The sequence below is a fragment of the Sandaracinaceae bacterium genome (genome assembly GCA_020633055.1).
Classification (GTDB): Bacteria; Myxococcota_A; Polyangia; order Polyangiales; family Houyiibacteriaceae; genus JADJJE01.
This window is the reverse complement of the sequence record JACKEJ010000005.1, coordinates 429153-455291: the sequence shown is the minus strand read 5'-3', so window position 1 is coordinate 455291 and position 26139 is coordinate 429153. Positions and strand designations below refer to the sequence as shown.

The following is a 26139-nucleotide window of genomic DNA, read 5'->3' as shown; positions in this document are numbered from 1 at the left end:
CGCGGACGTCTTCGAGACCGAGCGCGCACAGAACTTTGACAATGCGAGGGGTGAGGGCTGCTACCATCCGCGCACCGTGAAGTGGCTCATCGTCAAGACTATGCAGGACCTGTATCCCGCCTCGGGGGACTTCCCCGGGATCGTGGACATGGGTCTCGACGCCTACCTCGATCAGTTCAAGGCCGAGGCCCCCGCGATCATGTACACGGGGCTCGTAGCGGGCTCCACCCTCTACCAGTTCAGCACCATGCTGACGGTCGGGAAGCCCGGCCCCGCCATGCTGCTCAGCGACGAGCTGCGTGAGGAGCACGCCCAGAAGATCACGGCGACCTCCAACTACCCCCTGCGGCAGAGCATCTTCCTGGTGAAGATGGTGGCCGGCATGTGCTGGGGCAAGGACGAGCGCGTGCGCCGCAAGATGAACCTGGCTCCGTACGAGGGTGACCCGGGCACCTGGAGGTCCGAGTGACTCACATCGCTTTTCGTGAGGTCGGGCAGGACGTCGCCCGCGACGTGGACTACGTGGTCGTCGGCAGTGGCGCCGGCGGTGCAGCAGCCGCGGTGGCGCTCGCCCGTGGCGGCGCCCAGGTAGCCATCGTCGAGGCGGGCCCGTGGCGGGACCCGGACGACTACCCCGTGACGGCCTATGGCGCGATGCGCGACATGATGGACGACTGGGGCAACTCCATGGCCATGGGCGAGGCCCTCTGGCCCATCGTGCAGGCGCGCTTGGTCGGCGGAACCACCGTGGTCAACTCCGCCATCTGCGTGCGCACGCCGGGGGACATTTTCCGCCAGTGGCGTGACTCCTACGGCGTCGGCGGCGACGCGTACGCCGAGCGCATGTGGAAGTACCAGGACCTGATCGAGAAGGAGCTGTGCGTGGAGGAGGTGCCTGAGCGCGCCCTCGGCCGCAGCAACAAGCTCGCGCTCCTGGGCGACGAGCGGGCGGGCCTGGGCGGCCACGTCATGCGCCGCTACGTGAAGGGCTGCGAGGGCTCGGGTCAGTGCCTGCAGGGCTGCAAGGGGCTCAAGAAGCAGAGCACCAACCTGAACTACGTGCCCGAGACCATGACGCGCGGCGGCGTGGTGCTCTCGTGCGCGCCCGTCGACAAGGTGCTCCTGGACGGGCAGCGGGCCATCGGCGTCACGGGCCACTTCCAGCACCCCACCACCAAGAGCAAGGGCGCACGCTTCACCATCAAGGCCCGCCGCGGGGTCTTCGTGGCCTGCTCGGTCACCCACACGCCGGTGCTGCTCATGCGCTCGGGCGTGAAGAGCCGCCGCCTGGGCGACTTCTTCCGCGCCCACCCGGGCACAGGCATCTTCGGCGTCTACGACGAGCCGGTCGACATGAACGTCGGGGCCACCCAGGGCTGGGCCTCCACCAAGTTCCGGACGGACCCGGGCATGAAGCTCGAGACCCTCGCCATCCCGCTGGAGCTCGTGGCCAGCCGCCTGTCCGGGGGCGGTCATCAGCTCATCGAGCGGCTCACCAAGTACCGCCACCTCGCGATGTGGGTGCACGCCTGCCGCGCCGAGTCGGTGGGCACCGTGCGTCCCACGGCGTTCGGGCTCAGCAGCAAGCCCATGATCCGCTACGGCCTCAACCGCGCCGACATGGAGCGCTTCCGCGAGGGCATGAAGACGGTGGCCCGCATGCACTTCGAGGCGGGCGCGAAGGAGATCATCCCCGGCATCTCGGGCATGCCGTACTCGCTCACGCCGGATCAGCTGCACCTGATGGACGACGCGCCCCTGGACCCGCGCGCCTACGTGGCCATCCTCAGCCATCTGTTTGGCGGCGCCGTGATGGGCCAGAACCCACGGGAGTCCGTGTGCGACGAGAACGGTCGCGTGCACGGCTACGACGGGCTCTACATCGCGGACGCCAGCGCCATCCCCACCAACCTGGGCGTGAACCCGCAGCACACCATCATGGCCCTGGCCATGAACGCGGCCGAGCGTGCGCTGGAGGGGCGCTGACGGACCCGAGCACGCCGAGCGGTCCTCCCCGGGATCCGACGGAGGCCCACGGCGCGCCTCTGCCGGCGACCGAGAACGATGTGCCCGCGCGCGGGGACCAAGGGGCACCTGGCACACCCTCGGCGACGCACGCGCCTGCGCGCGACGCGCCGGGAGCAGGCGTGCCCTCGCCGGACGCTGTCGCAGACCCACGCGACACCCACCCGGCGCGCGCCCGGAACCGCCGCTCACCGTCGTGGCTGCGCTTCGTGCTCGTAGGCTGCTCGCTGACGGTGGCCGGGAGCGCCGCGCTGTGCACCCACCGTGTGCTGCGGGTCACCGAGCCCACCCCCGAGCCGCCGACCACGGTCGAGGTCCTGCGCCCGACGGCCAGCGTCGTCACTTCGCTGCGCGACCTCGCGCGCCTCGAGTCGGCCGAGGCGCACGTCGAGCGCGTGGTCGACCTCCGCGACCGGCAGTCCGTCATGTTCGGGCTGGTCGACGCGGACGACGCCATCCTGCTGATCGCGGCGGCGGACGTCGTGGCCGGTGTCGATCTGGGGCGGCTCACGCCCGAGTCGGTCGAGGCCGACCCCACGATGGGTCGCGTCCGTATCCGGCTACCCCCCGCCGAGGTCTTCTCCGCGCGATTGGACAACCAGCGCACGTACGTCCACACCCGCGAGACGGATGTGCTGGCCACGCGCTCCCAGACGCTCGAGACGCGGGCGCGGCAGGAGGCGGAACGCACGCTCCAGCGCGCCGCCGTGGAGAGCGGGGTGCTACGCCGAGCGGAGCAGAACGCTGCGCGCACCATCGAGTCCCTTGTCCGGAGCTTGGGATACACGGACGTGCAAGTGGAGTTCGCCCGCTGAGCCTCATCTGTAAAATCCGCTGTGAACACCCTTGCTGCGGCGTCTCGGTCATGATTCCATGTGTCTATGGGTGGTGACACCGTCCGTACGAATCTCGACCTCGCCCTCTGGCCCATCGTCATCCTCACCGTGCGGGAGGGCGCACGCGAAGCCGACTTCAATCACCTGTTCCAGCGCTACGAGCGCGAGGTGTTCACGCGCCACGAGCGCTACGTCTCCATCACGAACCTGAGCATGATGGACGGCGTCCCGAACGCGCACGACCGCAAGCAGCTGGCCGAGTGGATGGGGCGCCACGCGGACTACGTTGGCAAGTGGGCGCTCGGAAACTCCACCGTCATCCGCAGCGCGGTCGTGCGCGGTGCGCTCACGGCGCTCTATTGGGTGCAGAAGGCACCCACGGCCCAGACCTCGCACGGCACCTTGCGTGAGGCGGTCGAGTGGGGCCTCGGCACGCTCGACGCGGCGGGCATGCCACGCCCCGGCAACGTCGACGCCTGGTACGCTGCGGAGACGCGCGCCGGCCGCGGCGCTGCTTGATTTATTTCGTACGCGAAATATCATCCTCCGCACCACGCGGCGGGCACGGCCCGCCCCCTCGCGGAGCTGCCGATGGCCACGTACCTGTTCGAGACCGAAGAGCACAAGACGCTGCGCGCCCAGGCGCGTAAGTTCGCCGCAGCCGAGGTGCTGCCCCACGCGCACGCGTGGGAGGAGGCTGGCATCTTCCCGCGCGAGCTCTACGGCACCATGGCGTCGGCCGGTCTCTTGGGCGTCGGATATCCCGAAGAGCTGGGCGGGCAGGGCGGTGATCTCGGGCATGTGCTCGTCGCCGCCGAAGAGCTGGTGCTCGCCGGCAAGTCCGTTGGCACCTGCGTCGGGCTCGGCAGCCACGGCATCGCGCTGCCGCCCATCGTGAAGTTCGGCACCGCGGCGCAGAAGGAGCGCTACGTGCGTCCCGTGCTGCGCGGCGAGAAGGTGTCCGCGCTCGGTATCACCGAGGCCGGGGGCGGGAGCGACGTGGCGGCCGTTCGCACGCGGGCCGTGCTGGATGGCGACCACTACGTGGTGAACGGCAGCAAGACGTTCATCACCAGCGGAACCCGCGCGGACTTTGTCACCACGGCGGTGCGTACGGGGGGGGAGGGCCACGGCGGCATCTCGCTGCTCATCATCGACGCGGACACCGAGGGCTTCAGCGTGGCGCGTAAGCTCGACAAGATGGGCTGGTGGGCCAGCGATACGGCCGAGCTCGCCTTCGAGGACTGTCGCGTGCCCAAGGAGAACCTGATCGGCGCGGAGAACGCCGGCTTTCTCATGATCATGATGAACTTCGTGAGCGAGCGGCTGCTGCTGGCGGGTCAGTGTGTCGCCATCGCCGAGCTCGCGCTGCGCGAGACCCTCGCGTACACGCGGGAGCGGCAGGCGTTCGGCAAGACGCTGAACGGCTTCCAGGTCACGCGTCACAAGCTCGCCGAGATGGAGACGCGCCTCGCTGCGGCGCGCGCGCTCACCCACGAAGCCGTGCAGCGCTTCTTGGCTGGGGACGGGGACCCCGCGCTCGCGGCCATGGCCAAGAACACGGCGACGGACATGTGCACCTACGTGTGCGACCAGGCCGTGCAGCTGCATGGGGGCTATGGCTACATGCGCGAGTATCCGGTCGAGCGTCTCTATAGGGACGCGCGCCTCTATCCGCTGGGGGGCGGGACGCGCGAGATCATGAACGAGATCATCGCCAAGACGCGGCGCTACTGAGCGAAGGCTAGGCTCACGCGGTGCGCAGCGAGGGCGTCGCCATGAACGCCTGCACGCCGCGCGGGGTGAGCATGCCCACGACGCGCCCGGCCATCACGACGGGCGCAGCGCCGAGCGCCCGGGCCTGGATGGCGCGCAACGCCGTGAGCAGCTCGTCGGTCGGGCGCACGCACAGCACCTCGCGGGTCATGACGTCCGCTACGTAGGCGCGGGGGCCCAGCGCGTGGAGCCCGTCGCGCAGGGCGTGGGTCGTGACGAGCCCCACCACCGCGCCGCCGCTCGAGACCGGGAACACACCGTCCTCGAGGAGGTGCAGGTCGAAGTCTTGCTGCGCGAGGTCACCCAGCGTGGTCCAGGGGGAGAGCGAGAGGAACTGCCGCGACATCGCTTGCTGTACGGAGGCGCCCTGCAGCTGCTCCTCGCGCACGGTGGAGCCCGCCTCGGCGCCCGCTCCGAACCACACGAAGGCTCCCAACAGCATGAGCATCGGGTTGCCGAACAGGCCCGCCACGACGAAGCCTGCCGCGATGAGGCGCCCGACGCGCGCGGCCCAGACCGTGGCGCGGACGCGATTTCCCGATGTGGCGAGCAGCGCGCGGAGGATGCGTCCGCCGTCCATGGGGAAGGCAGGCACCAAGTTGAACGCGCCCAGAATGAGGTTCATCGCGGCGAACTTCAGCGGCCACGCCAGCTCACCGCTCGCGGTGAAGGCGCCCAGCGCGGCCTCTGGGCGCAGGGTGTGGAACAGCGCGAACGCAAAGGCGAGGGCGAAGTTCACGGCCGGGCCGGCGCCTGCGACGATCAGCTCTGCGGCCGGCGAGCGCGGCATCCCCTCGAGGCGCGCGACGCCGCCGATGGGGTAGAGCGTGATGTCGCGCGTGCCGATGCCGAAGTAGCGCGCGGCCAGCGCGTGGCCGTACTCGTGCAGGACGACGCTGCCGAAGAGCGCGACCGTCCACAGCACTTCGCTGACGCCGGCGGCGAGCCCCTGGCCGAGCCCCGTGCTCAGCCCGAAGAATGCGAGCAAACCCAAGAAGGTCGCGTGCACATACACGTCGATGCCGAGCCAGCGGCCGAGGCGGTACGTCCAGCGCCCACGTGCGTTCGAGCCGTGGCCGCGCGAGGACGGACTGGGGACCGAAGGGGTGGAGTTGGACATGGGACACGAGTGCGCATCCCCCCGGGGTTCGTCAAGCCTCGCCCCTTCGCGGTCTTGGCGCGCCGGGCTTCTCTGGGCCTACGCGTCGCCAGGCGGCCAGCTGCTGGGAGGCAGCGCGCGCGCATCGCGTTCGCGGAAGCGGTCCGCCAAGGTGCGCACGAACATGCTCATCCATGGCTTCATGGTGCTCAGCTCCTGAGCCAACGCCGCGCCGTTCACGACCTCCACCGTCACCTCCGTGACGGCGCGCACCGTGGCCGTGCGCGGACCCGGGCTGAGGATGGCCATCTCGCCGAAAGCGTCGCCAGGGCCCATCTCGCGGATACGGCGCCCCTGGATGTGCACCTCGCAGGTGCCTGACACGATGAAGAACGCCTCGTCGCCTGGAGCCCCCTCCTCCGTGATGACGCTGTCTGCCGGATACACCCGCGTCGGGAACTCGCCGCCGCCGCGTGAAAAGCGCACCAAGTCCTCGCGCAGCTCCTCGACGCTGCGGTAGCGCTCGGTCAGGTCGGGGTGCATCGCTCGCTTCACGATGCGCGCGAGCTCCGGCGGCACGTCGGTGGGGCCGAGCAGCGACTCGAGCGGAGGGTGGCGCGCGGACGCGGCCATGACCAACGTCGCCAGGACGGTGTCCGCCTGGTAGGGCGGGCGGCGCGTCAGGATCTCGTAGAGCATCGAGCCGACCGCGAACACGTCGGCGCGCCCGTCGATGCGCGGGTCTTCGCCGAGGGCCTGCTCGGGCGCCATGTAGCTGGGCGTGCCCACGATGGCGGGGCCGTACTCCACCAGCGGTTCGGTGGAGCTGACCCGCGGCGCGTCCGCCGGCGGGGCGCCATGGGTCCGCTCGTTGAGGATGCGGGCCACGCCCCAGTCCATCAGGTAGACCTCACCGAAGTCTCCGACCATCACGTTGGAGGCTTTGACGTCTAGGTGAATCACGCCGCGGCTGTGCGCGAAGGCCAGCGCTTGGCAGACCTTGATGACGATGTCCACCAGGTCGATCAGCGTGTGGTGCGACAGGCGCTTCTCGGGCAGCGTCCGGATCATGGCGCGCAGGTTCGCGCCGTCCACGCGCTTCATCGTGAAGAACAGGCGGCCGTCCTCGCCGAGGCCGATCTCGTGCACCGGCACGATGTGCGGGTGCTCGAGCTGTCCGGTCACGCGCGCTTCCCGCACGAACGAGAGCAGAGAACGCGAGTCTACCATCCCCTTGTGGATGGTCTTGCGCGCGACCAGGCGCTCGAGACCCGTGTCGCGCACCTCCGCCACCTCGCCCATGCCACCCGACGCCAGATGTCGCCGATACACGAGGCGCGAGGCCGGGGGGCTCGTCACGGTCGAGATCAGGCCGTCCAGCTCCTCGGGCTGGCGCGGCACGGCCACACGTCCGAACGTGTTGGTGTCGGGGATGCTGGGGCGCGCCTCGCGGATGGTGGCCGCGGGGGTCTTGGGCGGTGGCGTGGACGTGGCCATGCGGACAGTCGGACTCTAGCAGGGTTGTCCTCTCGTGTGGCCCAACGCAGACCTCGAGTGGGGCCGTGGGTGGTGGAGGCGCGCGGGTTGGGCTACGCACGAGTGCATGACCCAACCCGTATGGGAGTTCCCGATCGAGCTCCCGCGCCACGCGTTCAGCATGCGTGACGCGGCGCGCGCCGGCGATCTGTGGCGCGCGTTCCAGGAGGCGGCGGTCGGGGCGAGCAGCAGGGCGGGCTGGTCGGCGCGGCGCTTTCGCGAGGCGGGCACCGCGTTCGTGGTCCGCACGATGACCGTCTCCCACCAGCGCGAGACCTACTACGGAGAGCCGCTGCACGCGCGCACCTGGGTGTGTCGCTTCCGGCGGGAGATGATCAGCAGCCGCGAGGTACGCATCCTGGACGACCACGGGGCCCTCGTCGTGGCCGCCACGCAGGAGTGGGTACACATCGATCTGGCCGCCCGGACCCCCGTGCGCGCGCCCGAGGCGGTCACGCTCGCGTTCCCCGAGCACGACGAGGGCGAGGGCGTGTCGCTGCCGCCCTTCGATGCGGTCGAGGGGCCCACGGACGTGTTCGAGCTGCGGCCGTTCTACACGTCGATGGACCCGCTCGGCCACGCCAACCACCCGGCCTACGTCGACTGGTGCGACGAGGCGACATCGCGTGTCATGGTGCGCGCCGGGCTCGACCCGCTCATGCTCCAGCCGGTCGCCGAGCAGGTCGTGTTCCGCGGCGGTGTGGGGCCCGACCAACGCGTCGAGGTGCAGACGCGTCCGGTGGGCATCACGGGGCGTGGCGACCTGGTGTTGCGCCACCGCGTCCGCCTCGACGGAGACGTGCGCGCGGCCGATGCGACCACCGTGCGTCGACTCCACGAGGCGGATCCGGCGCTCCTCCAGCGCGCGTTCGGGCTTCGCTGAGCGGAGGAAGCGCGTATGCTACACAGCCACGCTCGGCGCCGCGGCGCCACGAACTCGGAGCCAACATGCAGTCCCTGGTGATCACTATCGTCGGACCGGATCGACCCGGTCTCGTTGAGACCCTCGCCCGCACCATCGCGAACCACGGCGGAAGCTGGGTGGAGAGCAGTCTCTCCCACTTGGCGGGGCAGTTCGCGGGTGTGGTACGCGCCACCGTGGAGGACGAGTCCAGCGCCGCGCTCGAGAGCGCGCTCACGGGCCTCACGACCGACTCCCTGCGCGTCGTGGTCCAGCGCGGCAGCGCCCCCGCCGATGACACCCCGCGCAAGACGGTCGAGCTCGATCTCGTCGGTGGTGACCGCCCGGGCATCGTGCAGGCGGTCTCGCGGGCGTTGGCAGAGCTCGGTGTCAACGTGGAGTCGCTCGAGACGGCGTGCGAGGGCGCGCCCATGTCGGGCGGGCAGTTGTTCAAGGCCGCCGCGACCCTCCACCTGCCCGGCGATCTCCCGTTGCGAAACGTGCGCGCGGCCATCGAGGCAGTCGCTGCCGACCTGATGGTCGACATCGTCCTCAAAGGCGACTGATCGCTTCGTCCTCCGAGCTGGCGCTCGGCGCGGGGCCCCGCTCCAGCAAGCCCTCGAGCGTCAGCGCAAGCGCGCGCGCCTGCGGAGCCGCCGCCGCGTCCAAGCGTCGCAGGGACGCGATCCCTGCGCGGGCGGCCTCGGCGTGCCGGCGAAGCCAGCGACGCAGCAGCCGCACCTTCTCGCGGGAAGGCAGCATCATCCGCAGCGTGGCGTAACGGTAGAGAGCTCGCAGGCTGGGTAGGGTGGCTCGGTAGACGCTGCCCGCGTGCTCGTAGGCCACGGCGTCCAAGAGATACGCGAGCGTCTCGTCGCTCGCCGGAGGTTCGCCGCTCGCGGCGAGCGCGTGGGCCAGCGCGAAGCACGTGTCGACCGCGTCGTCACCGGTGCGCAGGGCGCCGCGCGCACCCTCGAGCCAGGAGAGCGCGGTCGAGCCCGCAGCGCCCTCCGGGTTGAACGCGCGGAAGCGCCCCATCCAGTTCTTGCGCCAGCGGTGGTCCCACGCGTAGAGCGCGAGATAGTCGAAGCAAAAGAGGGCCATCAGGCGACTGAGCCGGATGCAATGCAGGATGGTGTTCGGCACCCGCGCGTTCAGCCACGTCACTTCGTCGCGCGTGACGTTCGCCGGGGTGTCTCTGCCGCCCGACGCGAGCGCCAAGTGCTCGCCCAACCAGGCGTACTCACCAGGGAACAGCGACGCAGCCGTCTGAAGCGCATAGTTGGGCTGGAAGCCGAAGTCCACCCACACGTCCTTCATGTCGTCGAAGACTTGAAACGTGGCCAGCAGGTAGCCCCAGCGCTGGAGGGAGAGCGCGTGGGCCGCCGGGTCGAGCCCCGTCAGTCGCGCGCGGAGCGCCATGTAGCGCATCATCACCACGTTGTTCTTCCGGAAGAAGTGCCACTGCACGTCGGACAGGGGGAGCTGGTCGAGCGTGGCCGACCCCCTCGCGACGGTGGGCAGGTAGAGCTCGTCCAGGTACGTGCCGAAGCAGTGGTGGAAGAAGTCCTGCAGTTCGCTCGCGACACCTGGGAAGCCGTCGGCCTCGGCCCGCTGGGTCTCGACGAGCAGCAGGGCGCGAAGGTCGCTCAGCAGCGCGAGCATGCCGGAGAAGCTCACGCGGTACTTCGGGATGGGTGTCTCGGGCGGGATCCCGGCGGCCTCGAGCGCGGTGTCATCCAGGTTCTCGAAAGGGATCAGGAGCGAGGAGCGCAGTGAGCGCGGGTAGTACTCCGCTACCAGCCGCAGCACGCCCTCGGCGCCCAGATGGTGCACCAAGTTGTCCACCAGCTCGTCGGCCATCTGCATGTAGAGAAACGCGAAGTCCGCGACGCCCACCGCGCGCCCCAGCTTGGTTCCGCGCGCGCGGAACACGAAGCCGTCGATGATGGGCCCCACCTGCTCGATGGCAAAGTAGGTCTCCATCACCACGGGGTTGCTCCGCAGCGCGTTGGTCAGCGCGCTGCGGATCCGCCTGCGGCGCCACCAGTAGGCGGGGAGGCTGAAGCCGTGCCGGAAGAAGTCTGCGTTCTGGGCCAGCTTCTTGCGGACGTACGTCCCGAACGTCTCGGACGCACGCGCCTCCTCCCAGCGGGCGACCAGCGCGGCCACGGGGCCGGGGCGAAGCGCGTCCTGTGGTGCCACCAACGTCGTGACCGCGCTCGGGTCCGCGACGTCCTGCTGCGGGGCGATGGCTGCAGGTTCCATCCGGTCGCTGGGCGTCTTCTCGTCGGTGCGGAGCAGGGCGAGCGGCAGCGGGTTCAGGGCAGCCAGCGTATCGTAGCGGAGGCCGACGACGTCGAGGAGACGCCGTCTTCCGTGTCCCGCTCGCTCACGGTGCGCCTCCCGCTCGCGCTGCTCGCGTTCGAACAGGAACACCGCCAGCCTGCGCGCGCTGTCCACGGTGTGCTCGCTGGTGACCAAGGGGTTGAGCGACTCGTGCATCACGTGCAGGCGCAGGCTGAGCAGCCCCGTCAGCAGCGGGGCCTCGTCTGCGCGCTCGCCCAGGGGATAGACCCGGTAGGGCGCGTCACGCAGCGCCTCCGTGGACTGCGCGAACAGCAGCGCCTCGTCCTCGCGCAACGCGGCGAGGTCGTCGCGGAGGGACTCGCGGGTGGCGACCAGCCATTCTGGGAGCGCACTGAGCGTCATGGGTCGAACCCCCGAGCAGGGGGTCGATGCATGGTAGTCTGCCGGCTCGCGCGCGCACGCCGAACGCGGGCACGCGACCTCCAACGCCGACGGAACCCCTGCATGCCGAAGCCCAGCCATGAGTCCGCCGCCCCAGGCACGTCCCCCATGTCGCTCAGCGACCGCTTCGGCATGGGCGCCCAGAACGCCCTCGAGCTGCTGCGGGTGGGGCGCTTTGCCGACCCCGAGCACGCGCCCTTCCGAGTGGTCCACAGCGACCGTGTGTACAAGCTGCGCCGCTACGGCGACGACCAACACCAGCCGCGCCTGGCCGCCCCGATCGTGCTGGTGCCGCCGCTCATGGTGACCAGCGAGGTCTACGACATCGCGCCCGACATCAGCGCCGTCCACGCGCTGCTGCGCGGCGGGCTCGACGTTTGGCTGGTCGACTTCGGGGCACCGGAGCGCGAGGAGGGCGGCATGGACCGCACGCTCGACGACCACATCGGGGCCGTCGACGACGCCATCGAGCGTGTGGTCGCGACGACGGGGCAGTCGGTGCATCTGGCGGGATACTCCCAGGGGGGCATGTTCTGCTATCAGACGGCGGCGCTGCGTCGCAGCGAGGGGATCAAGTCGCTCATCACGTTCGGTAGCCCCGTCGACCTCTACCGCAACGTCCCGGGCCTGAACGACACCGTGGCTGGTCCGCTCATCCAGGCCGCCGCGGCGGCCGTGCGGGAGCCCCTCGACCGTATCGCCGGCCTCCCCGGGTTCCTCACGAGCACGGGGTTCAAGCTGCTCAGCGTGCGCAAAGAGCTCTCGCAGGCGGTCGACTTCGTCCAGAAGCTGCACGACCGCGCCGCCCTCGAGAAGCGCGAGAGCCGGCGGCGGTTCCTGGGGGGGGAGGGGTTCGTGGCGTGGCCAGGCCCGGCGCTGCGGGACGTCATCGAGCAGTTCATCGTCCACAACCGCATGACCTCGGGCGGCTTCATCGTCGATGGCCGGACGGTGTCGCTCGCGGACATCACCGTTCCCATCTTGGCTTTCATCGGGACGCGTGACGCCATCGCGCAGCCCCCGGCCGTACGCGCCATCCGCCGAGCCGCGCCGGACGCCGAGGTGCACGAGGTCAGCGTGAAGGCAGGGCACTTCGGCATCGTGGTGGGCTCTCGCGCCCTCAGTCAGACGTGGACCACCGTCGTCGACTGGATGTTCTGGCAAGAGGGCAAGGGCGGACGGCCGCAGCGCCTCGCGCTGCGCGAGGAGCGCCTCGAGGGGGACGACGCCGCGTTCGAGGACATGCAATTCGACTTCGAGCTATTCTACGAGGCGCTGGCGCGACGCGTCGGCCAAGCGGTATCTCGCGCGGGCGACTCTGCCGAGAACGTCACCCGCTGGGTCAACACGCTGCGCTATCAGGTCCCGCGCATCCAGACGCTGCGGGCCATCGAAGCGGACTCCCTGGTGAGCCTCGGCCGGACGCTCGCGGAGCAGCGGCGTGAGGTGCCCGACGCTACGTTCTTCTTGTGGGAGGGACGCGCGTTCTCCTACGTCGACGCCGACCGTCGCGTGGACAACGTGGTGCGCGGACTGATCGCCTGCGGCGTGCGGCCTGGGGAGCGCGTCGCGGTCCTCATGGCGGGGCGACCCAGCTACTTGTCCGCGGTGACTGCGCTGTCACGCCTGGGCGCGGTGGCCGTGCTCCTTTCCCCCGACGAACGCCGCGTCAGCGTGGCCCGCGCCCTCGCGCGCGTCGAGGTGCAGTACATCGTGTGCGACCCCGAGAACGTCGCGCGCGCCAAGGAGGCGCTGCCCGGTGCACGCCGCTCGAGGCGCGTGCTGGTGCTCGGCGGCGGCGGAGAGCAGCGCGCGCTCGATCCCGACATCACCGACATGGAGGCCATCGACCCCGTCGCGGTGGCGGTGCCCGAGTGGTATCGCCCCAACCCGGGCCGCGCCTCGGACCTGGCGATGATCATCTTCACGGCGGGTGCCGGGGAGGAGCCCCGGGCCGCCCGCATCACGAACCGCCGCTGGGCGTTCTCGGCCTATGGCGCAGCTGCGGCCGCGTCACTCACGCCCAAGGACACCGTGTACTCGTGTCTTCCGCTCCACCACGCGGCGGGCATGCTCGTCACCGTCGGCGGCGCGCTGGTGGGAGGCGCGCGCCTCGCGCTGGGGTCTCCCTTCTCCGCCGACAGCTTCTGGCCCGAGGTGCGTCGGTACGGCGCGAGCGTGGTGTTCTACGCGGGCGAGATGGTGAGCGCGCTGCTCGACGCCCCGCCATCGGCGTCGGACAACAACATCCCAGTGCGGCTGTTCGCAGGCAGCGGCATGCGCTCCCACCACTGGCGCCGCCTGCGCGACCGCTTCGGCGACGTGCATGTGCTCGAGTTCTATGCCTCCACGGAAGGCAACTGCGTGCTCGCGAACACCCTCGGTCGCAAGGTGGGATCCGTCGGTCGCCCCTTGCCCGGCAGCGCCGAGATCGCGCTGGTGCGCTACGACTTCGACGCAGACGAGCCCCTCGAGGACGAGCGGGGGTTCCTCGTTCCAGCCGGTGTCGGGCAGCTGGGGGCGTTGCTCTCGCGCGTCGATGGGGACCAGCCCATGAGCGCGTTCGACGGCTACGTCGAGAAGGGAGAGAGCGAGCGGCGCCTGCGCAAGGGCGTCTTCGAGCAGGGTGACACCTGGTTCGTGACGCGCGACATCATGCGGCGCGACGCGGACGGCGACTATTGGTTCGTCGACCGCGCTGTCGACGTGCTGCACAGCGCGGCAGGCGACGTCGCGTCGCGGGCCATCGAGGATGCGCTCTACGAGCTCGACACGATCCGTCGCGTCGTGGTGATCTCGAGCCGGGAGGGCAAGTACGACGAGGCGCTGGCGCTGATCGTGCCCCGCGACCCGGCACGCTTCGATCTCGCGGCGCTCAGCGCGTTCGTCGCGCGTCTCCCAGAGCTGGAGCGGCCTCAGCGCGTGCGCGTGGTGGACCGCATCGCCCTCACGGACGGCTATCGCCCTTTGAAGTCGCCGCTGCGGCGCGCGGCCGCCGAAGGAGATGGCCCCACGTTGACCTGGGACTCCGCGCAGCAGCGATACGTCTGACCACGGAGAGCGCGTTCACGGGTCAGCGCCGCGCTTCGACGCGACCCGAACGGTACGCGTAGTAGTGGCGGAGCACACGCTGCACGTAGCGGCGCGTCTCGGCATAGGGGGGCACCCCGCGGTAGCGCGTCACGGCGCCGCCCCCTGCGTTGTACGCAGCGACGGTCAGCACCAGGTCCCCGTTGAACGAGTTCGCCAGCACGCGCAGGTAGCGGGTGCCACCCAGGATGTTCTGTCTGGGGTCGAACGGGTCCCGCACCCCCATGCTGCGCGCCGTACTCGGCATGAGCTGCATCAGGCCCATCGCCCCCGCGTTCGAGACCACGTTGGGGTTGAAGTCCGACTCCACACGAACGACCGCGCGCACGAACGCCTCGGGCAGCTGGTACAGCTGACTGGCTTCTCGGATGTGCGCGTCGTAGCGCGTGTAGCGGGCAGGATCGCTGGAGCGTTCGTTGGCGTTCGCGGGGCGCTGGAACGCGGCAGCGCCGTCCATCGCGGGTCGGTCGGGCGCCGTCGCGCGTGGGCGATCACTTCCCCGCACCACCACGCGGCAGTTGCGCTCGCCCCCAGGCGAGTTGGTGTAGTGGGTCGTACCATCCGCCCGTCGACACTCGTAGATGTCCGCGCGCGCGTCGCCCGGGGCCACGAGAGCCGGCAGGCACAGCGCCGCCAAGGTCGCCAACGTCAGACGAGCGGTGGACATCAGCGCAAGCTTATCGGGAGATCGTCACGCTGACAAAAACCGGCACGCCACGAAATCGCCACGAGCGCGCCCGCGTTTCTCCTCATCGCCGTCCCATGCCCGCGATGTGCGTGGGCGAGGCTCGTCTGGTGTCCCTCGCCACCAACCTCGCCCGCCGCGCTGCCCGCGCCTGCTTCTTTGCGGTCATCCTCGCCGAGAGCGTCTACGTGGTCGCCTGGGCGCGTCTCTCGGAGCTTCCGTTGGCCCGACACGCGCTCGCGCGTACTCTCACAGCCATGTTCGTCCTGAGCGCCCTCACGACCTGGCTGATCGGCCGCGGTCTCGAGCCGCCGCCCGCAGGGCCCTATGACGCCATCGTCGTGGCCGGCTGTCGCGTGCTCCCCAGCGGCCAACCCAGCCGCGCGCTCGCTCGACGAGCGGCGCTGGCGACGGACCTCCACGGGCAAGGGCTGGCCCCGCGCGTGCTGTTCACCGGCGGCGTGGGGCAGCACGGCGAGAGCGAGGCGTCGGTGGCGGCGGCGTACGCGGTCGCCCACGGATTGCCGGCGGGGGCGGTCCTCCTCGAAGAGCGCTCCACGTCCACTCGGGAGAACGCGGAGCAGGCTGCACGTATCCTGGGGCGTGATGCGCGCGTGCTGGTCGTGACCGACGCCTACCATGTCTTCCGCGCACGGCGCGTGTTCGCCCGGAGCTTCGCGCGGGTCGAGGCCGCCGGCGTGCCGCTCGCCGAGGAAGCGCTGGCCAGGGCCGTCCCCCGCGAACTGTTCGCGGTGCTCATCTATGGGCTCCGCGGCGACCTCTGAGCGCCGATCGCCGCGGGCACCGCGCTCAGCGGAACTCCCACGTGAAGTCCAGGCGTCGGCGCGCGCGCTCCATCTTCAGCGTGACCTGCGTGCTGTTGGCCGTCAGGTAGCCCTGGTTCTGGAAGCACACCTCGCCCGCGGCCGTCGTGACCGTCACGATGGCGGGCAGCCAGCGCGACTCGGTGATGGGGCGCGACTCCCAGCGTCCGCAGGGATTGGCCTGCGTCACCGTGTTCGCGGGTCGCTCGCGGCCGCGCTCGTCCACGCACACCCGGCGCTCTCCGACCACGACCGTCTGCAGCGACACACCCTGGTACTGTGCATGCTGGGGCGGGTGGAGCTCGATGTTGGGGTCCACCATCTCGACGTTGTCCACCAGGAGGCTGACGTTCCAGTTGCGGAGGTCGGTCCAGGTCTGTCCGTTACCCTCGTCGATCGCGCGCAGCTCGACGTGGAAGCAGGCCGCGCTCTCGTCCATGCGTGTCAGCGAGGCCTGGTCCGTGAGCGACCCCGCAGGAATGCGCCGTTGGTTCTCGGTGGACGCGTGCAGGTGCTGCACGTCGTTCGGCATCACGCCTCCCGCGACGAACGGGTTGCCGATGGTGGTGATCACCTCGGCGTGGCGAAAGCACCCGCCCAGCAGGGCGCTGGTGGCCGCAAGCAACAGAGACAGGGCGAGGGGAGCGCGACGAAAGGTCATGAGCGAGATCTCCGAGGGGTCTACTGCGCGCGCGGGCCCAGCGCGCGGTGCGGTCTTGGACGCAGCCGGGAGGCTCTGATTCAACGGGACGTGCGTCAAGCACGGATTGCCGCTCTGGCGCATCGTCTCGCTCGTGTTGCCGACACTCCCGGCTCGGGGTAGCCCACTCCGCGTGCTCCCGTCCGACCCCACCTTCGTGCCCCGCGGTCTGGCGACACGGCTCTTCGGAGATGGCGTGGCGGTGTGCGAGCTGGACCCCCGCACCGTCGACCCCGACCGCGGGCTGCTCGCAGAGGAGCGTACGGCCATCGCGCGCGCGATCGAGAGCCGCCGACTCCAGTACACTGCCGGTCGTGTGTGTGCGCGAGACGCGATGCGCGCGCTCGGCGAGCCGCTGGGGCCCGTGTTGGCGGGGGAGGACCGCGCGCCAACGTTCCCGGATGGCCTCGTGGGGACCATCACGCACACCCAGTGGTGGGGCGCGGCGGCCCTCGCACGCGCCGAGACCCACGCAGCCCTCGGCATCGACGTGGAGCCCGACACGCCCCTCAAGGCACAGCTCTTCAGCAGCGTCCTCACGCCTGATGAACAGCGGGAGCTGGAGCTCCATCCCGAGCCGCTCCGCGGGCTGTTCGGGAAGCTCATTTTCAGCGCGAAGGAGTGCGCGTACAAGTGCCAGTACACGGTCTCCCGAACCTTCTACGGGTTTCACGGGATGCGCATCGAGCTCCCCCCGGGCCTCTCGGAGCTCCCCGAGGACGGCACGTTTCGCGCCATCTTCTTGCGCGACGCGGGTGAGTTCAGGACGGGCGACGCCATCGAAGGGCGCTTCGTGCGCGCGGCCGGGTACGTCATGACGGGCGCCGAGCTCCTGCGGGACTCCCGTGGGCGCTGAGCGCACCGGGCGCGGCGCGAGCGGCCGGGGCGGTCCGGGCTGCGGCCGAGCGAGCGACCCCATGCCGCGAGTCGTCCGCGTCCGCATCGAAGTGCCGCGCGGGTCGTTCACCAAGCGCGCGGCGGACGGCCGCATCGAGTTCGTCAGCCCACTCCCGTGCCCCTTCCACTACGGCTCCGTGGTCGATGTCCAGGGCCTGGACGGCGACGCTCAGGACGCTCTCCTCCTCGGGCGTGGCGGTCCACGAGGGACGGTCCACGAGCGCCCCGTGCGCGCCAACGTGCGCTTCGTCGACGAGGGGGTGCCCGACGACAAGTGGGTGTGCTCCGCTGCGCCCGTGAGCGTGGCGCAGGAGCGCGCGTTGGTGGCCTTCTTCCGCTTCTACGGCGTGGTGAAGCGGGTGCGAGACCGTCTACGTGGGGAGCGGGGGGCGACGGGCTTTCTCGGCTTCGAGCGACTCCCCGAGCCCGCAGCTCCCCTCACACGTTGAGGTCCTTCGCGGCCTTGTGCAGCGCGACGGACATGTGGTGCGCGTCGGGGTAGCGGTGCTCTGGGTTGCGGCGCAGCGCGCCAGTCACCACGACGCTCAGCGGGTAGGGGCAGTCCGGTCGGAACGTGGTGATCGGCGGCGCCGGCTCGCGCGCGATGCGCACCAGCAACGTGCTGAGGTTGGTGTCCTGAAACGGAGGGCGGCCCGTGAGCATGTAGAACAGGACCGCGCCCGTCTGCCACACGTCGGTCGCCGGGGACACGGGGTGGTCGCTGTGGATCTGCTCGGGGCTCATGAACGACGGCGACCCGAGCACCATGTCGTCGTCCGTGATGTTGCCAGCCTTCCCGTCTTCGAGCAGCCGCGCGATGCCGAAGTCGATCAGCTTCACCTGCAAGCAGCCGTCGTGACCCTTCGTCAGGAAGATGTTGTCGGGCTTCACGTCTCTGTGCACGTAGCCGTGCAGGTGGACCGCGGAGAGGGCTGCGAGCAGCTGCCGGGTGATGTCCACCGCCGGAGCGAACGCCATGGGGCCCTTCTCTCCGACGGCGTCGAGGGCGCGCCCCTCGAGCAGCTCCAGCACCTGGTAGGGAGTCCCGTCGGGTTCGAGCCCTCGGTCGAGCATGCGCACGATGTTGGGGTGGTGGACGGTCGAAGCGGCTGTGACCTCGCGCTCGAAGCGGAGGCGGTCGTGGGCGGACGCCTTCAGCTTCTCGTGCATGACCTTGAGGGCGACGGCGGCGCCCGTGCGCCGGTCACGCGCTTGGAACACCGAGCCTGCGGTGCCCGTGCCCAGCACGCTCACCAACTCGTAGCGTTGGCCCAGCACCTCGCCCAAGCGCCCGGCGGCTTGGCGGTAGGCTGGCGACGAGTGCCCCTCGAGGTTGCCGAACGCGAGCCCGAGCGCTGGAGTGGGGCGCCGCATGCCCCACGCGGGCACATCGTCGCTCTCCGGCACATCGTGCACGTCATCGTCGTCGTCGACCCCGACCATCTCGCTGACATACTGCCAGACGTGACCGGCGCGTGTCGAACTTGCTCCTCACGCCTCGCAGCGGCGGGCCCTCCATCCACCTCGGGCGGAAAGGGTCTCGTCCGTGGACTCCCACTGGCCGCTGGCGCTCGTCAGATCTCGCCCTTGGCTTCGTAGTGCGCGCTGAGCGCCTCGTACGCACTCATGAGGCGGTCCACCAGCGCCTGGGCGACCTGTCGCTTGTCGTCACTGGCCTGCTTCCTGGGGTCGTAGCGCTCGCGCAGCCGAAAGTACTGCTCGCGGATGGCGTCGAGCGTGGCGCCAGGCTGGAGCTCGAGGTTCGCGAGGTACTGTTCCAGCTCTCGACGTACCAGCAGCTTGCCGACCGGTGCGGGGCGGTCGGCTGGTCGCGGTTGCGTCAATGGCGCGGGCGTACGCCCAGCCTGCAGCTGGGGGGCGCGCGCGCGGGCGTTCCGTCGAAGCGTGGCCTCGGCCTCCAGCTCGGCGTCGCTGAGCTGGGCGACCCGTCGACCGCCGACCGTCAGCGATGGGCCTGCCCCGGTTCCCTTGTCGCTCATGTCTCGGACCCGCCGCTGGCAGGGGGAGGCGTGCTGCGGGACGATGCGCTGGGCGGGGCCTCGGGCATGGCACGCGGCAGCGTGAGGAGGCGGCCGATCAGCTGCTGCGAGTATTGGCTGAGCTCTCGAAAGACGACGCCCATGCCCGGCGGGTCGTCTTGCACGCGCACCACCTCGCCGACGCCATGAATGGTCTCCACGTCGTCCATGAACACCGTGAAGCGCAGGTCCACCAGCGTGCCGATCGCCAGCGGGTTGTGAGACTTCACGAACGCGCCCGTGCGCGAGATGTTGGTCACGTACTCGTGCACGAACGCGTCGAACGACTCGAACTCCTTGTTGATGGTGACGCGCTGCGCGCGCCTGGCGGCGTCGTCTTCATCGGCCCCGGCCGGGGGAGGGGGAGGGCTGGTCTGGCTCACGTCGGTAGGCTCGGAGATCTCACGCGCATCGTCAATTGGCTCGTCCGTCAGCGCGCAGCGTCAGTCTGCCGCGAGGTCGAACTGCTCGAGGTGATAGTCGCGACGCGGCCGGAGCACGATGCGGCGCTGCAGGCGCTTGGCAGCCTCTTCGAGGGCCTTCTTCTCTTCACGCTCGAGCAGGTCACAGACGGCCGGGTGCGCGCTGATGGTGATCTTGTAGCCCGGGAGCGCGTCTTTCTCGCGCCGCATCTGCCGGAAGATCTCGTGGCAGATGGTGGTCTTGCTCATGAGCTGACCAGTCCCATCGCAGAAGAAGCACGGCTCGTAGAGCGTGCGCCCCAGCGACTCGCGGGTGCGCTTGCGCGTCATCTCCACCAAGCCCAGCTCGCTGATGCGCACGGCGGTGGTCTTGGCCTTGTCCTTCTTGAGCGCCTTCAGGAACGCCTTGTAGACCTTGTCGCGGTGCGCGGCCTTCTCCATGTCGATGAAGTCCAGCACGATGATCCCGCCGATGTTGCGGAAGCGCAGCTGGTAGGCGATCTCGTTCACCGCCTCCAGGTTGGTCTGGAAGATGGTCTCCGCGACATCCTTGCCCTTGCCGGTGAAGCGCCCTGTGTTCACGTCGATCGCGGTCAACGCCTCGGCCTGGTCGATGATCAAGTACCCGCCCGAGGGCAGCGGCACCTTGCGCGACAGCGCGCGCGTGATCTCTTCTTCCACGCCGAACTCGTCGAACAGCGGGTCGTCCCCCTCGTAGAGCTTCACATCGCCGGCGCGCTCGGGGAGGAACAGCTCGAGGAACTCCTTGAGCCGCTGATACTCCTTGGGATCGTCGATGATGATCTCGCCGATCTCTTCGGTGAACATGTCACGCGCGGTGCGCAGGATGATGTCCGGCTCTTCGTAGAGCAGCGTGGGCGCGCGCTTGACGGTCTTCTGCTTCTCGGTGGTCTTCTCCCAGACCTTGACGAGGTAGCCGATGTCCGACTTGAGCTTCTTCTTGGTGAGCCCCGCCGCGAGCGTCCGCACCACGACGCCTCCCTCGGGAGGCTTGATGGCGTCGATGACCTCTTTGAGGCGCTTGCGCTCCTGGTCTTTGCCGATGCGCTTGGACACGCCCACGTGGTCGATGGTGGGCATGTAGACCGCATAGCGCCCGGGCAGCGCGACGTGCGCCGTGACGCGCGCGCCCTTGGTGCTGATGGGCCCCTTGGAGACCTGCACCAGGATGTTCTGCCCTTCGCGGACCACCTCGCGGATGGGCGTGCTGCGGGAGACGCGCTGGCTGTTTGTGGAGCGGTTCTTCGCCGCTCCTTGGGCACCCTTGTCCTCCACGTCGTCGGCGTCCAGCAGGTCGCTCGCGTCCTCGTCCGTGGACGTCCGGGCGCTGGGGTCCGTGGCCGGGAGGAGGTCTTCGACGTGCAAGAACGCGGCGCGGTCCAACCCCACGTCCACGAACGCGGCCTGCATCCCTGGCAGCACGCGCGTGACCTTGCCCAGGTAGATGTTGCCGACCGGCGAGCGGTCGCGTTTGCGCTCTACATACAGCTCCCCCAGGAGCCCGTCTTCGATGAGCGCGACCCGCGTTTCACCGATGTCCACGTTGATGAGCAGACTGTTGTTCGCCATGCAGAGACCTTTGGGGGACGCTCGGGAAGAGGCAGTGAGCGTCGTGGTGAGCGCGCCAGGGGCTCGAGGGAGCGGATCCGCCGGCACGAGGAGTGGAACGTACGCGAGGTTGTGGCGTGTCGGGTGTATCGCGACCACACAGTCGCGATAACCATCCGCACCCTCCGGCGGTCGTGCGTGTCGCCCGTGGCGCGACCGGAGACGCATACGCGTTCCGTCACATCGACGCTGGAATGAGGAACAACCATCTCGCGACCGCAGGATATACGATGCCGCCGCGCAGATGTAGACGGACGAACATTATTCGTCACTGTGCGGCTGGCGCTGGAGGCGGATGGCAGGTCAGACCGCTTCGTCGAAGATCGACTCGATCTCGGCCTGGATCTTTTCTTCGTCGCGGCCGCGGGCGACCGAGATCTCTTTGACGATGAGGTTTCGGGCGGTCTCCAGCATGCGGCGCTCGCCGAACGAGAGGTTCTTCTCGCAACGCAAGCGGTACAGATCGCGCATGACTTCGGCTGCGTCGAAAGGAGAGCCCGTCTTGATCTTGTCCATGAACCCCCGATAGCGGCGGTTCCAGGTCTGGTTGTCGAAGGCCACGGGCTCTTCGTTCAAGATCTCGAAGATGTCGGAGATGTCCTCTTCGGACAGGAGCGAGCGCAGGCCGACGTTCTTGGCGTTGCTCACGGGCACCATGATCTTGTCCGCGCCGGTCGGACCGCTCGGATCGTGCCCCAGCACCTGCAGGATGTAGAACTGCATCTTGTTCCCACCGATGTCGCGCTCTTCGATGGCCACGATCTCGGCCACGCCGCGGGCGGGGTATACGGCCTTGTCGCCCACCTTGAACTGGTGCTGCGTCTGCATGAGGGCTCCCTCAAGATAAAACGTATGTAATCGCTATGGTTTACGTCCGAGCGGGGGCTTCGGAAGGGCCACGCGTCGTGCCTCGGGGCGGCTCGTGGGGTGAAGACGATCGCGCCGAATACCAAAGCCTCAGGGACCCTGAGGGGCACCTGAAGCCGGTCTATGTTACCGGATGACGGAGGTTTCGTCAAACAAAGCTGAACGCCAGTTCAGCTTTGTGCGTCACTGCTCGAGGGAGGTCAGGTCGGGCAGCTCGTCCAGGTTCGGCAGCAGAACGATCTCGATGCGCCGGTTCAGGGCTCGACCCTCTTCCGTTTCGTTCGACGCCATGGGCTGGGTGTCCGCGTGACCAGCCGCAGAGATGCGGTTGGCGGGCACCCCCTGGGAGATCATGTAGCGAGCGACGACCACGGCGCGTTCGGTGGACAGCTCCCAGTTGTCGCGGAAGTTGCGGTTGTGGATGGGGAGGTTGTCTGTGTGGCCGGCGATCTGGAACTCGCGGTTGTCGATCTCCGTGAGGACGGCCGTGACCTCGTCGAGCGTCGAGAGGCCCTCGGGCTTGAGCTCCGAGCGGGCCGAGTCGAACAGGATGCCCGTGGGCAGCTCGACGACCATTCGGTTGCGAACGATGCGCACACGCAGCCGGCCGCTCTCGATCATGGACCGGAAGCGCTCGATCAAGCTGCGGAAGGTTGCCACGCGCGCCTGGGCCTGGCGCTCACGCTCGCGTAGCTCCTCCAGGGCCCGACGCGTCTGGGCCAGGTTGGCGGCCAGATCGGTGCGCTCCCCCTCCAGCTCCTCGACGTTCTGGCCGAGAGCCCGCAGGCGCTGGGAGAGATCCGCGTTCTGCTCGGTGAGCTGCGCCAGGCGGGCATCGACCTCGGCCCGCTGGGCGTTGGCCGTCTCCAGCTCGGCCTGCAGCTCCTGAACACGGGCGCGCTCGGCGTCCAGCTCCTCTTGAGATGGGCCACACGCGGTGATGGTGAGCGCGGCGACGAGGGGTAGGGCGCGGGCGTATCGATAGGGAAGTGCGGACATGGTCGATCTCCAGGTTGCGCGCACGGTACGAGCCGAGATCGGAGGTGTCAACGCACGGCCGGGCTCGTCGCACGAGCTCTCGGTCTCGTCGCGTCCGAGCGAGGCCCGGATCGGGGGACAGCCCCATGGATCGCCCTCGACACGTCGAATTTTCTCTTTTTCGACGTTTTCTCAAAAGTGAGCAATTTCAATCGCTTGTTGCGATATATGGCTCCTTTCTGGGTCAAAAGACACGAAGTTATGTATAAATTATGTTCGCTTGTGCTTGACACGTGACGTGACGTGACAATACGGTACGTTCGTTCTGCTGACCCCATCTGGAGGAGGTCCACTATGGCTACCAAGAAGACAACCGCTCCCAAGAAGGCCGCCAAGAAGGCTGCCCCGAAGAAGGCCGCCAAGAAGGCTGCCCCGAAGAAGGCCGCCAAGAAGGCTGCTCCGAAGAAGGCCGCCAAGAAGGCCGCCAAGAAGGCCGCCCCGAAGAAGGCCGCCAAGAAGGCCGCCAAGAAGGCTGCTCCGAAGAAGGCCGCCAAGAAGGCTGCTCCGAAGAAGGCCGCCAAGAAGGCTGCTCCGAAGAAGGCCGCCAAGAAGGCTGCCAAGAAGCCGGCGACCAAGAAGGCTCCTCCGGCTGCTCCGGCGGCCTGAGCGTTCCCGGCGGGCGCCCCATGAGATGGGTGTCCGCGTCGCGGGCTTTCCGCGCGTCACCACCCAATCTGTGGAGCCGCCGCCGTAGCCCAGCCCCGTCTCGTCGCCTGGCAGTGTCGCTTGGCGGCGGCGCGGGGCCGCCCGGTGGGAGGTAGAACAAAGAGCGCCTCGACGGAAACAGACCGTCGGGGCGCTCTTGATCGTTGTGCGCCGCGCGATCCGACGATCAGATGCGGGCCTCGCGCGCCAGGAGCGCGGCCAAGCGTGCCGGCTCTCGACGCAGGACCAAGGTCTTGTGCCGATCCACGCGCACCGCGCCCGGGGCGTAGCCACGCGGCTTCACGACGTACCGCCGCTCGGCGTGCATGACCTCCACGACACGTTCATCCGTCGCTCCACTGAAGTGCGCGGCCAGCGTGGCGGCGTCGATCAACAGCTCGCTCGATGCCACCGCGCCCCGCCCGAGCGGCACGACCACGTGGGAGCCGGAGCGACCTTCCACGTGCAGCCAGAGGTAGTGTGGCTTCGCGTGTCGGAGCGTGAGCTCGTCGTTGTCCCGAGCGGAGCGGCCAACCCAAATCGGCTGCCCTGTGGTCGACTCGAAGCGGCGGTACGGGAGTCGTCCGCCACCACGGCGCGACGCTTCGGCCTGGCGGCGGTGTCCCCTCGTGCGATCGTCGAGCGCGTCGTCCAGCTCCCGCACACCGAGCGCGATCGCCTCCCCCGCCACGCGCTCCACCTCGTCGTGCGTCTCGGCGGACCCCGCCATCGCGTACAGCTCGCGGACGCGGTCGAGCTGCGCCTCGGTCATGGCCCAACGCTCCTCCGCGACCTGCGCACCGCGCTGCATGCGTCGAGCTTGCTTGTACAGTTGCGCGGCACGGCTCGCCGGAGTCTCGTCGTGTCGTAGCGTGAGCCGCCGCGGCCGGGGCGGATCGGCGTGGAAGTCCAGCACGTCGATCGCGCCGCCTCCGTGGGGATCGCGCTTCAGCTGCGCCCCGTGCGCGAGCCAGAGATCGGCCTCTGCCCGGAGCGCGCCCGCGCGAGCACCACGCTCAGCGTCCGCGAGGATGGCGTCGCGCTTGCGAGTCAGTCGCTTGAGGCTCTTTTGCAGCGACTGCGCGAGCGTGCGCCGGGCGCCCTCGATCAGCTCGCCCGTCACGGCGCGCACCAGGGTGTCCCCCTGCGTGACGAGCTCCGCCCGTGACACCCGCGAGTCGTCGTCCTCGTGCGGTCCCGCCGGGCAAGGGGCGGCGGGATGTGTGGTGAGCACGACGCGCTCGTCGACCACGAGCCAGAGGCCGCCGCTGCGGCGTTCTGCCATCAAGAACGCCCGCGTTCGCACGGGGGCGCTCGCGTCGGGCACCGTCGAGCCCACCAGGGTGACACACAGCACGCCTCCGAGGGCATCGACGCGGGACACGGAGGCGCCGGTCAGTCGCCTGCGCAGCCCCTGGGTGAATGCGTCTGCGGCTGCGCCGCGCGGTCGACGCGGGACGAGCCCGACCCCGAACGCCGTGGCGCGGGGACCCAACACCAGCACCTCGTCGCCGTGCGCAGCGTGCAGGCTCAATGCGATCAGGCCGGGGCTCGGCCGGTCGACGCGCACCACGCGCCCCAGCGAGCTCATCGCGCGGCGTCGAACAGCGCCTGGAGCTCGGTCGCTCGCCGAAACGACTGCGACGACTCGATGGCTACGTAGGCGCGCTCGGACGTCGCGAGCGCCTGGTCGATCTCGTACAGGAGCCCCTCGCTGATGCGGGCGCGCTGACCCACCGTACGCACGCGAGCGTAGTCGAACGCTCCCACGCGAGGCGCGGGCGCCACCAGCGGGTCGAAGGCGGGCACCACGCCGAGCTCCACCGCGCGTGCGCTGAGCTCCTCGGGCTCCCACATGCCGCGCGCCTCCCACACGAGCTGCACTCCGTCCACGCGCAGCAGGTCGAGGCAGGCCGCGAGGCGGTCGCGGTCGCGCTTGCTGGGCGTCACCTCGGCCGACGTGCGCACGACCAGCGCGAACGCGCGCAGCGCCGACACGGCGTCCCTCAGCCACACGACCCGCTCGTGCACACCGTCGTCGATCCGCAGCTCGCCGGCGGCGCTACGGAAGGTCCCGAGGGGGGCCTCGAGGGCCAGCTCGAAGTCGTCCGCCAGATCCTCGCGCCACCGCGCGAGCGTACCAGCGCGTGGAACAGGCAGCGGCGGGCGGATCTCGGCAAAGCGCAGGGCGCTGGCGTACTTCTTTCCGGGGGGGCGCTCGACTTGAGCGCCAGCGAGGCGTGACATGCGAGCTCTCCGACTCCGACGAGGGGCTTCTGCGTCCGCTCGAACCACGCGGCGGGGCATCCGACGTGCCTCTAGTTAGTGCACGGACCTCGCTCGGGCAACTCAGGCACGGCGCGCGATCCCCTGCGGGGG

25 protein-coding genes are annotated in these 26139 nt (G+C 69.5%); 12 read left to right on the top strand and 13 right to left on the bottom strand.

Annotation, left to right across the window (positions count from 1 at the left end; translation table 11 throughout):
• The first annotated feature begins 76 nt into the window (after positions 1 to 76).
• The 5 genes from H6726_06735 (at position 77) to H6726_06715 (ending at position 4598) form a co-directional block, all read left to right on the top strand.
• Complete coding sequence (locus tag H6726_06735) at positions 77 to 469, top strand: hypothetical protein (protein MCB9657333.1); 393 nt, start codon at positions 77 to 79, stop codon at positions 467 to 469.
• The gene (locus tag H6726_06730; protein ID MCB9657332.1) at positions 466 to 1986 is read left to right on the top strand and encodes a GMC family oxidoreductase; all 1521 of its coding nucleotides are present in this window, start codon (positions 466 to 468) and stop codon (positions 1984 to 1986) included. The genes H6726_06735 and H6726_06730 overlap by 4 nt, the downstream gene beginning before the upstream one ends.
• 161 nt (positions 1987 to 2147) lie before the next feature.
• Positions 2148 to 2840 (top strand): DUF4230 domain-containing protein, encoded by a 693-nt coding sequence (locus tag H6726_06725; GenBank protein ID MCB9657331.1) that lies wholly within the window; start codon positions 2148 to 2150, stop codon positions 2838 to 2840.
• A 66-nt stretch (positions 2841 to 2906) separates the two neighbouring features.
• Positions 2907 to 3380, top strand: coding sequence for a hypothetical protein (locus H6726_06720; GenBank protein ID MCB9657330.1), 474 nt, complete (start codon positions 2907 to 2909; stop codon positions 3378 to 3380).
• Positions 3381 to 3452: 72 nt separating this feature from the next.
• Positions 3453 to 4598 (top strand): acyl-CoA dehydrogenase family protein, encoded by a 1146-nt coding sequence (locus tag H6726_06715; protein ID MCB9657329.1) that lies wholly within the window; start codon positions 3453 to 3455, stop codon positions 4596 to 4598.
• A 13-nt stretch (positions 4599 to 4611) separates the two neighbouring features.
• Here H6726_06715 and H6726_06710 read toward each other — a convergent pair whose 3' ends face one another.
• Positions 4612 to 5757 (bottom strand): site-2 protease family protein, encoded by a 1146-nt coding sequence (locus tag H6726_06710; GenBank protein ID MCB9657328.1) that lies wholly within the window; start codon positions 5755 to 5757, stop codon positions 4612 to 4614.
• Positions 5758 to 5835: 78 nt separating this feature from the next.
• Positions 5836 to 7233, bottom strand: a complete 1398-nt coding sequence (locus H6726_06705; GenBank protein MCB9657327.1) for a protein kinase — start codon at positions 7231 to 7233, stop codon at positions 5836 to 5838.
• A 106-nt stretch (positions 7234 to 7339) separates the two neighbouring features.
• On the opposite strand from H6726_06705, the gene H6726_06700 reads away from it, so the two are divergent.
• On the top strand, positions 7340 to 8155 hold the full coding sequence (locus H6726_06700; GenBank protein MCB9657326.1) for a hypothetical protein: 816 nt from the start codon (positions 7340 to 7342) through the stop codon (positions 8153 to 8155).
• 65 nt (positions 8156 to 8220) lie between these two features.
• On the top strand, positions 8221 to 8739 hold the full coding sequence (locus tag H6726_06695) for an ACT domain-containing protein (GenBank protein ID MCB9657325.1): 519 nt from the start codon (positions 8221 to 8223) through the stop codon (positions 8737 to 8739).
• Here the strand turns inward: H6726_06695 and H6726_06690 are convergent.
• Positions 8726 to 10885 carry a hypothetical protein gene (locus H6726_06690; protein ID MCB9657324.1) on the bottom strand — a complete coding sequence of 720 codons (2160 nt, stop codon included), beginning with the start codon at positions 10883 to 10885 and terminating at the stop codon, positions 8726 to 8728. The genes H6726_06695 and H6726_06690 overlap by 14 nt on opposite strands.
• Before the next feature lie 102 nt (positions 10886 to 10987).
• Between H6726_06690 and H6726_06685 the strand changes: the two genes are divergently transcribed.
• Positions 10988 to 13975 (top strand): AMP-binding protein, encoded by a 2988-nt coding sequence (locus tag H6726_06685; protein ID MCB9657323.1) that lies wholly within the window; start codon positions 10988 to 10990, stop codon positions 13973 to 13975.
• A gap of 22 nt (positions 13976 to 13997) precedes the next feature.
• Here the strand turns inward: H6726_06685 and H6726_06680 are convergent, their stop codons facing one another.
• A complete protein-coding gene (locus H6726_06680) occupies positions 13998 to 14681 on the bottom strand; it encodes a lytic transglycosylase domain-containing protein (protein MCB9657322.1) in 684 nt (227 codons plus the stop codon).
• A 95-nt stretch (positions 14682 to 14776) separates the two neighbouring features.
• On the opposite strand from H6726_06680, the gene H6726_06675 reads away from it, so the two are divergent.
• Entirely contained in the window at positions 14777 to 15484 is a 708-nt protein-coding gene (locus H6726_06675; GenBank protein MCB9657321.1) for a YdcF family protein, read from the top strand.
• 25 nt (positions 15485 to 15509) lie between these two features.
• Here the strand turns inward: H6726_06675 and H6726_06670 are convergent, their stop codons facing one another.
• Positions 15510 to 16184 (bottom strand): hypothetical protein, encoded by a 675-nt coding sequence (locus tag H6726_06670; GenBank protein MCB9657320.1) that lies wholly within the window; start codon positions 16182 to 16184, stop codon positions 15510 to 15512.
• Positions 16185 to 16356: 172 nt separating this feature from the next.
• Between H6726_06670 and H6726_06665 the strand changes: the two genes are divergently transcribed.
• On the top strand, positions 16357 to 17079 hold the full coding sequence (locus H6726_06665) for a 4'-phosphopantetheinyl transferase superfamily protein (GenBank protein MCB9657319.1): 723 nt from the start codon (positions 16357 to 16359) through the stop codon (positions 17077 to 17079).
• A 61-nt stretch (positions 17080 to 17140) separates the two neighbouring features.
• On the top strand, positions 17141 to 17569 hold the full coding sequence (locus tag H6726_06660) for a hypothetical protein (protein MCB9657318.1): 429 nt from the start codon (positions 17141 to 17143) through the stop codon (positions 17567 to 17569).
• Here the strand turns inward: H6726_06660 and H6726_06655 are convergent.
• The 6 genes from H6726_06655 to H6726_06630 all read right to left on the bottom strand — a co-directional run bounded on the left by H6726_06655 (position 17559) and on the right by H6726_06630 (position 23076).
• Complete coding sequence (locus H6726_06655; protein ID MCB9657317.1) at positions 17559 to 18563, bottom strand: serine/threonine protein kinase; 1005 nt, start codon at positions 18561 to 18563, stop codon at positions 17559 to 17561. The genes H6726_06660 and H6726_06655 overlap by 11 nt on opposite strands.
• A gap of 131 nt (positions 18564 to 18694) precedes the next feature.
• Positions 18695 to 19120 carry a hypothetical protein gene (locus tag H6726_06650; GenBank protein ID MCB9657316.1) on the bottom strand — a complete coding sequence of 142 codons (426 nt, stop codon included), beginning with the start codon at positions 19118 to 19120 and terminating at the stop codon, positions 18695 to 18697.
• Positions 19117 to 19542, bottom strand: a complete 426-nt coding sequence (locus H6726_06645) for a PilZ domain-containing protein (GenBank protein ID MCB9657315.1) — start codon at positions 19540 to 19542, stop codon at positions 19117 to 19119. The genes H6726_06650 and H6726_06645 overlap by 4 nt, the downstream gene beginning before the upstream one ends.
• 60 nt (positions 19543 to 19602) lie before the next feature.
• Positions 19603 to 21171, bottom strand: a complete 1569-nt coding sequence (locus tag H6726_06640; protein MCB9657314.1) for an Rne/Rng family ribonuclease — start codon at positions 21169 to 21171, stop codon at positions 19603 to 19605.
• Between the two features lie 342 nt (positions 21172 to 21513).
• Positions 21514 to 22038, bottom strand: coding sequence for a CarD family transcriptional regulator (locus H6726_06635; GenBank protein ID MCB9657313.1), 525 nt, complete (start codon positions 22036 to 22038; stop codon positions 21514 to 21516).
• A 222-nt stretch (positions 22039 to 22260) separates the two neighbouring features.
• Positions 22261 to 23076 (bottom strand): OmpA family protein, encoded by an 816-nt coding sequence (locus H6726_06630; protein MCB9657312.1) that lies wholly within the window; start codon positions 23074 to 23076, stop codon positions 22261 to 22263.
• 333 nt (positions 23077 to 23409) lie between these two features.
• Here H6726_06630 and H6726_06625 point away from each other — a divergent pair, with 333 nt between their 5' ends.
• The gene (locus tag H6726_06625; protein MCB9657311.1) at positions 23410 to 23721 is read left to right on the top strand and encodes a hypothetical protein; all 312 of its coding nucleotides are present in this window, start codon (positions 23410 to 23412) and stop codon (positions 23719 to 23721) included.
• Positions 23722 to 23947: 226 nt separating this feature from the next.
• On the opposite strand, the gene H6726_06620 is transcribed toward H6726_06625, so the two are convergent.
• Positions 23948 to 25351, bottom strand: a complete 1404-nt coding sequence (locus H6726_06620; protein MCB9657310.1) for a DUF814 domain-containing protein — start codon at positions 25349 to 25351, stop codon at positions 23948 to 23950.
• On the bottom strand, positions 25348 to 26007 hold the full coding sequence (locus H6726_06615) for a hypothetical protein (protein MCB9657309.1): 660 nt from the start codon (positions 26005 to 26007) through the stop codon (positions 25348 to 25350). Before H6726_06615 ends, H6726_06620 begins: the two co-directional genes overlap by 4 nt.
• Positions 26008 to 26139 lie beyond the last annotated feature (132 nt).

Excerpts from the sequence above, each read along its gene's own strand:
- H6726_06670 (MCB9657320.1), bottom strand. The coding sequence starts at position 16,184 with ATGACCTTTCGTCGCGCTCCCCTCGCCCTGTCTCTGTTGCTTGCGGCC.
- H6726_06630 (MCB9657312.1), bottom strand. The coding sequence starts at position 23,076 with ATGTCCGCACTTCCCTATCGATACGCCCGCGCCCTACCCCTCGTCGCC.
- H6726_06620 (MCB9657310.1), bottom strand. The coding sequence starts at position 25,351 with ATGAGCTCGCTGGGGCGCGTGGTGCGCGTCGACCGGCCGAGCCCCGGC.
- H6726_06685 (MCB9657323.1), top strand. The coding sequence starts at position 10,988 with ATGCCGAAGCCCAGCCATGAGTCCGCCGCCCCAGGCACGTCCCCCATG.
- H6726_06615 (MCB9657309.1), bottom strand. The coding sequence starts at position 26,007 with ATGTCACGCCTCGCTGGCGCTCAAGTCGAGCGCCCCCCCGGAAAGAAG.
- H6726_06695 (MCB9657325.1), top strand. The coding sequence starts at position 8,221 with ATGCAGTCCCTGGTGATCACTATCGTCGGACCGGATCGACCCGGTCTC.
- H6726_06680 (MCB9657322.1), bottom strand. The coding sequence starts at position 14,681 with ATGTCCACCGCTCGTCTGACGTTGGCGACCTTGGCGGCGCTGTGCCTG.
- H6726_06710 (MCB9657328.1), bottom strand. The coding sequence starts at position 5,757 with ATGTCCAACTCCACCCCTTCGGTCCCCAGTCCGTCCTCGCGCGGCCAC.
- H6726_06635 (MCB9657313.1), bottom strand. The coding sequence starts at position 22,038 with ATGCAGACGCAGCACCAGTTCAAGGTGGGCGACAAGGCCGTATACCCC.
- H6726_06655 (MCB9657317.1), bottom strand. The coding sequence starts at position 18,563 with ATGGTCGGGGTCGACGACGACGATGACGTGCACGATGTGCCGGAGAGC.
- H6726_06650 (MCB9657316.1), bottom strand. The coding sequence starts at position 19,120 with ATGAGCGACAAGGGAACCGGGGCAGGCCCATCGCTGACGGTCGGCGGT.
- H6726_06625 (MCB9657311.1), top strand. The coding sequence starts at position 23,410 with ATGGCTACCAAGAAGACAACCGCTCCCAAGAAGGCCGCCAAGAAGGCT.
- H6726_06660 (MCB9657318.1), top strand. The coding sequence starts at position 17,141 with ATGCCGCGAGTCGTCCGCGTCCGCATCGAAGTGCCGCGCGGGTCGTTC.
- H6726_06705 (MCB9657327.1), bottom strand. The coding sequence starts at position 7,233 with ATGGCCACGTCCACGCCACCGCCCAAGACCCCCGCGGCCACCATCCGC.
- H6726_06640 (MCB9657314.1), bottom strand. The coding sequence starts at position 21,171 with ATGGCGAACAACAGTCTGCTCATCAACGTGGACATCGGTGAAACGCGG.
- H6726_06720 (MCB9657330.1), top strand. The coding sequence starts at position 2,907 with ATGGGTGGTGACACCGTCCGTACGAATCTCGACCTCGCCCTCTGGCCC.
- H6726_06700 (MCB9657326.1), top strand. The coding sequence starts at position 7,340 with ATGACCCAACCCGTATGGGAGTTCCCGATCGAGCTCCCGCGCCACGCG.
- H6726_06675 (MCB9657321.1), top strand. The coding sequence starts at position 14,777 with ATGCCCGCGATGTGCGTGGGCGAGGCTCGTCTGGTGTCCCTCGCCACC.
- H6726_06715 (MCB9657329.1), top strand. The coding sequence starts at position 3,453 with ATGGCCACGTACCTGTTCGAGACCGAAGAGCACAAGACGCTGCGCGCC.
- H6726_06690 (MCB9657324.1), bottom strand. The coding sequence starts at position 10,885 with ATGACGCTCAGTGCGCTCCCAGAATGGCTGGTCGCCACCCGCGAGTCC.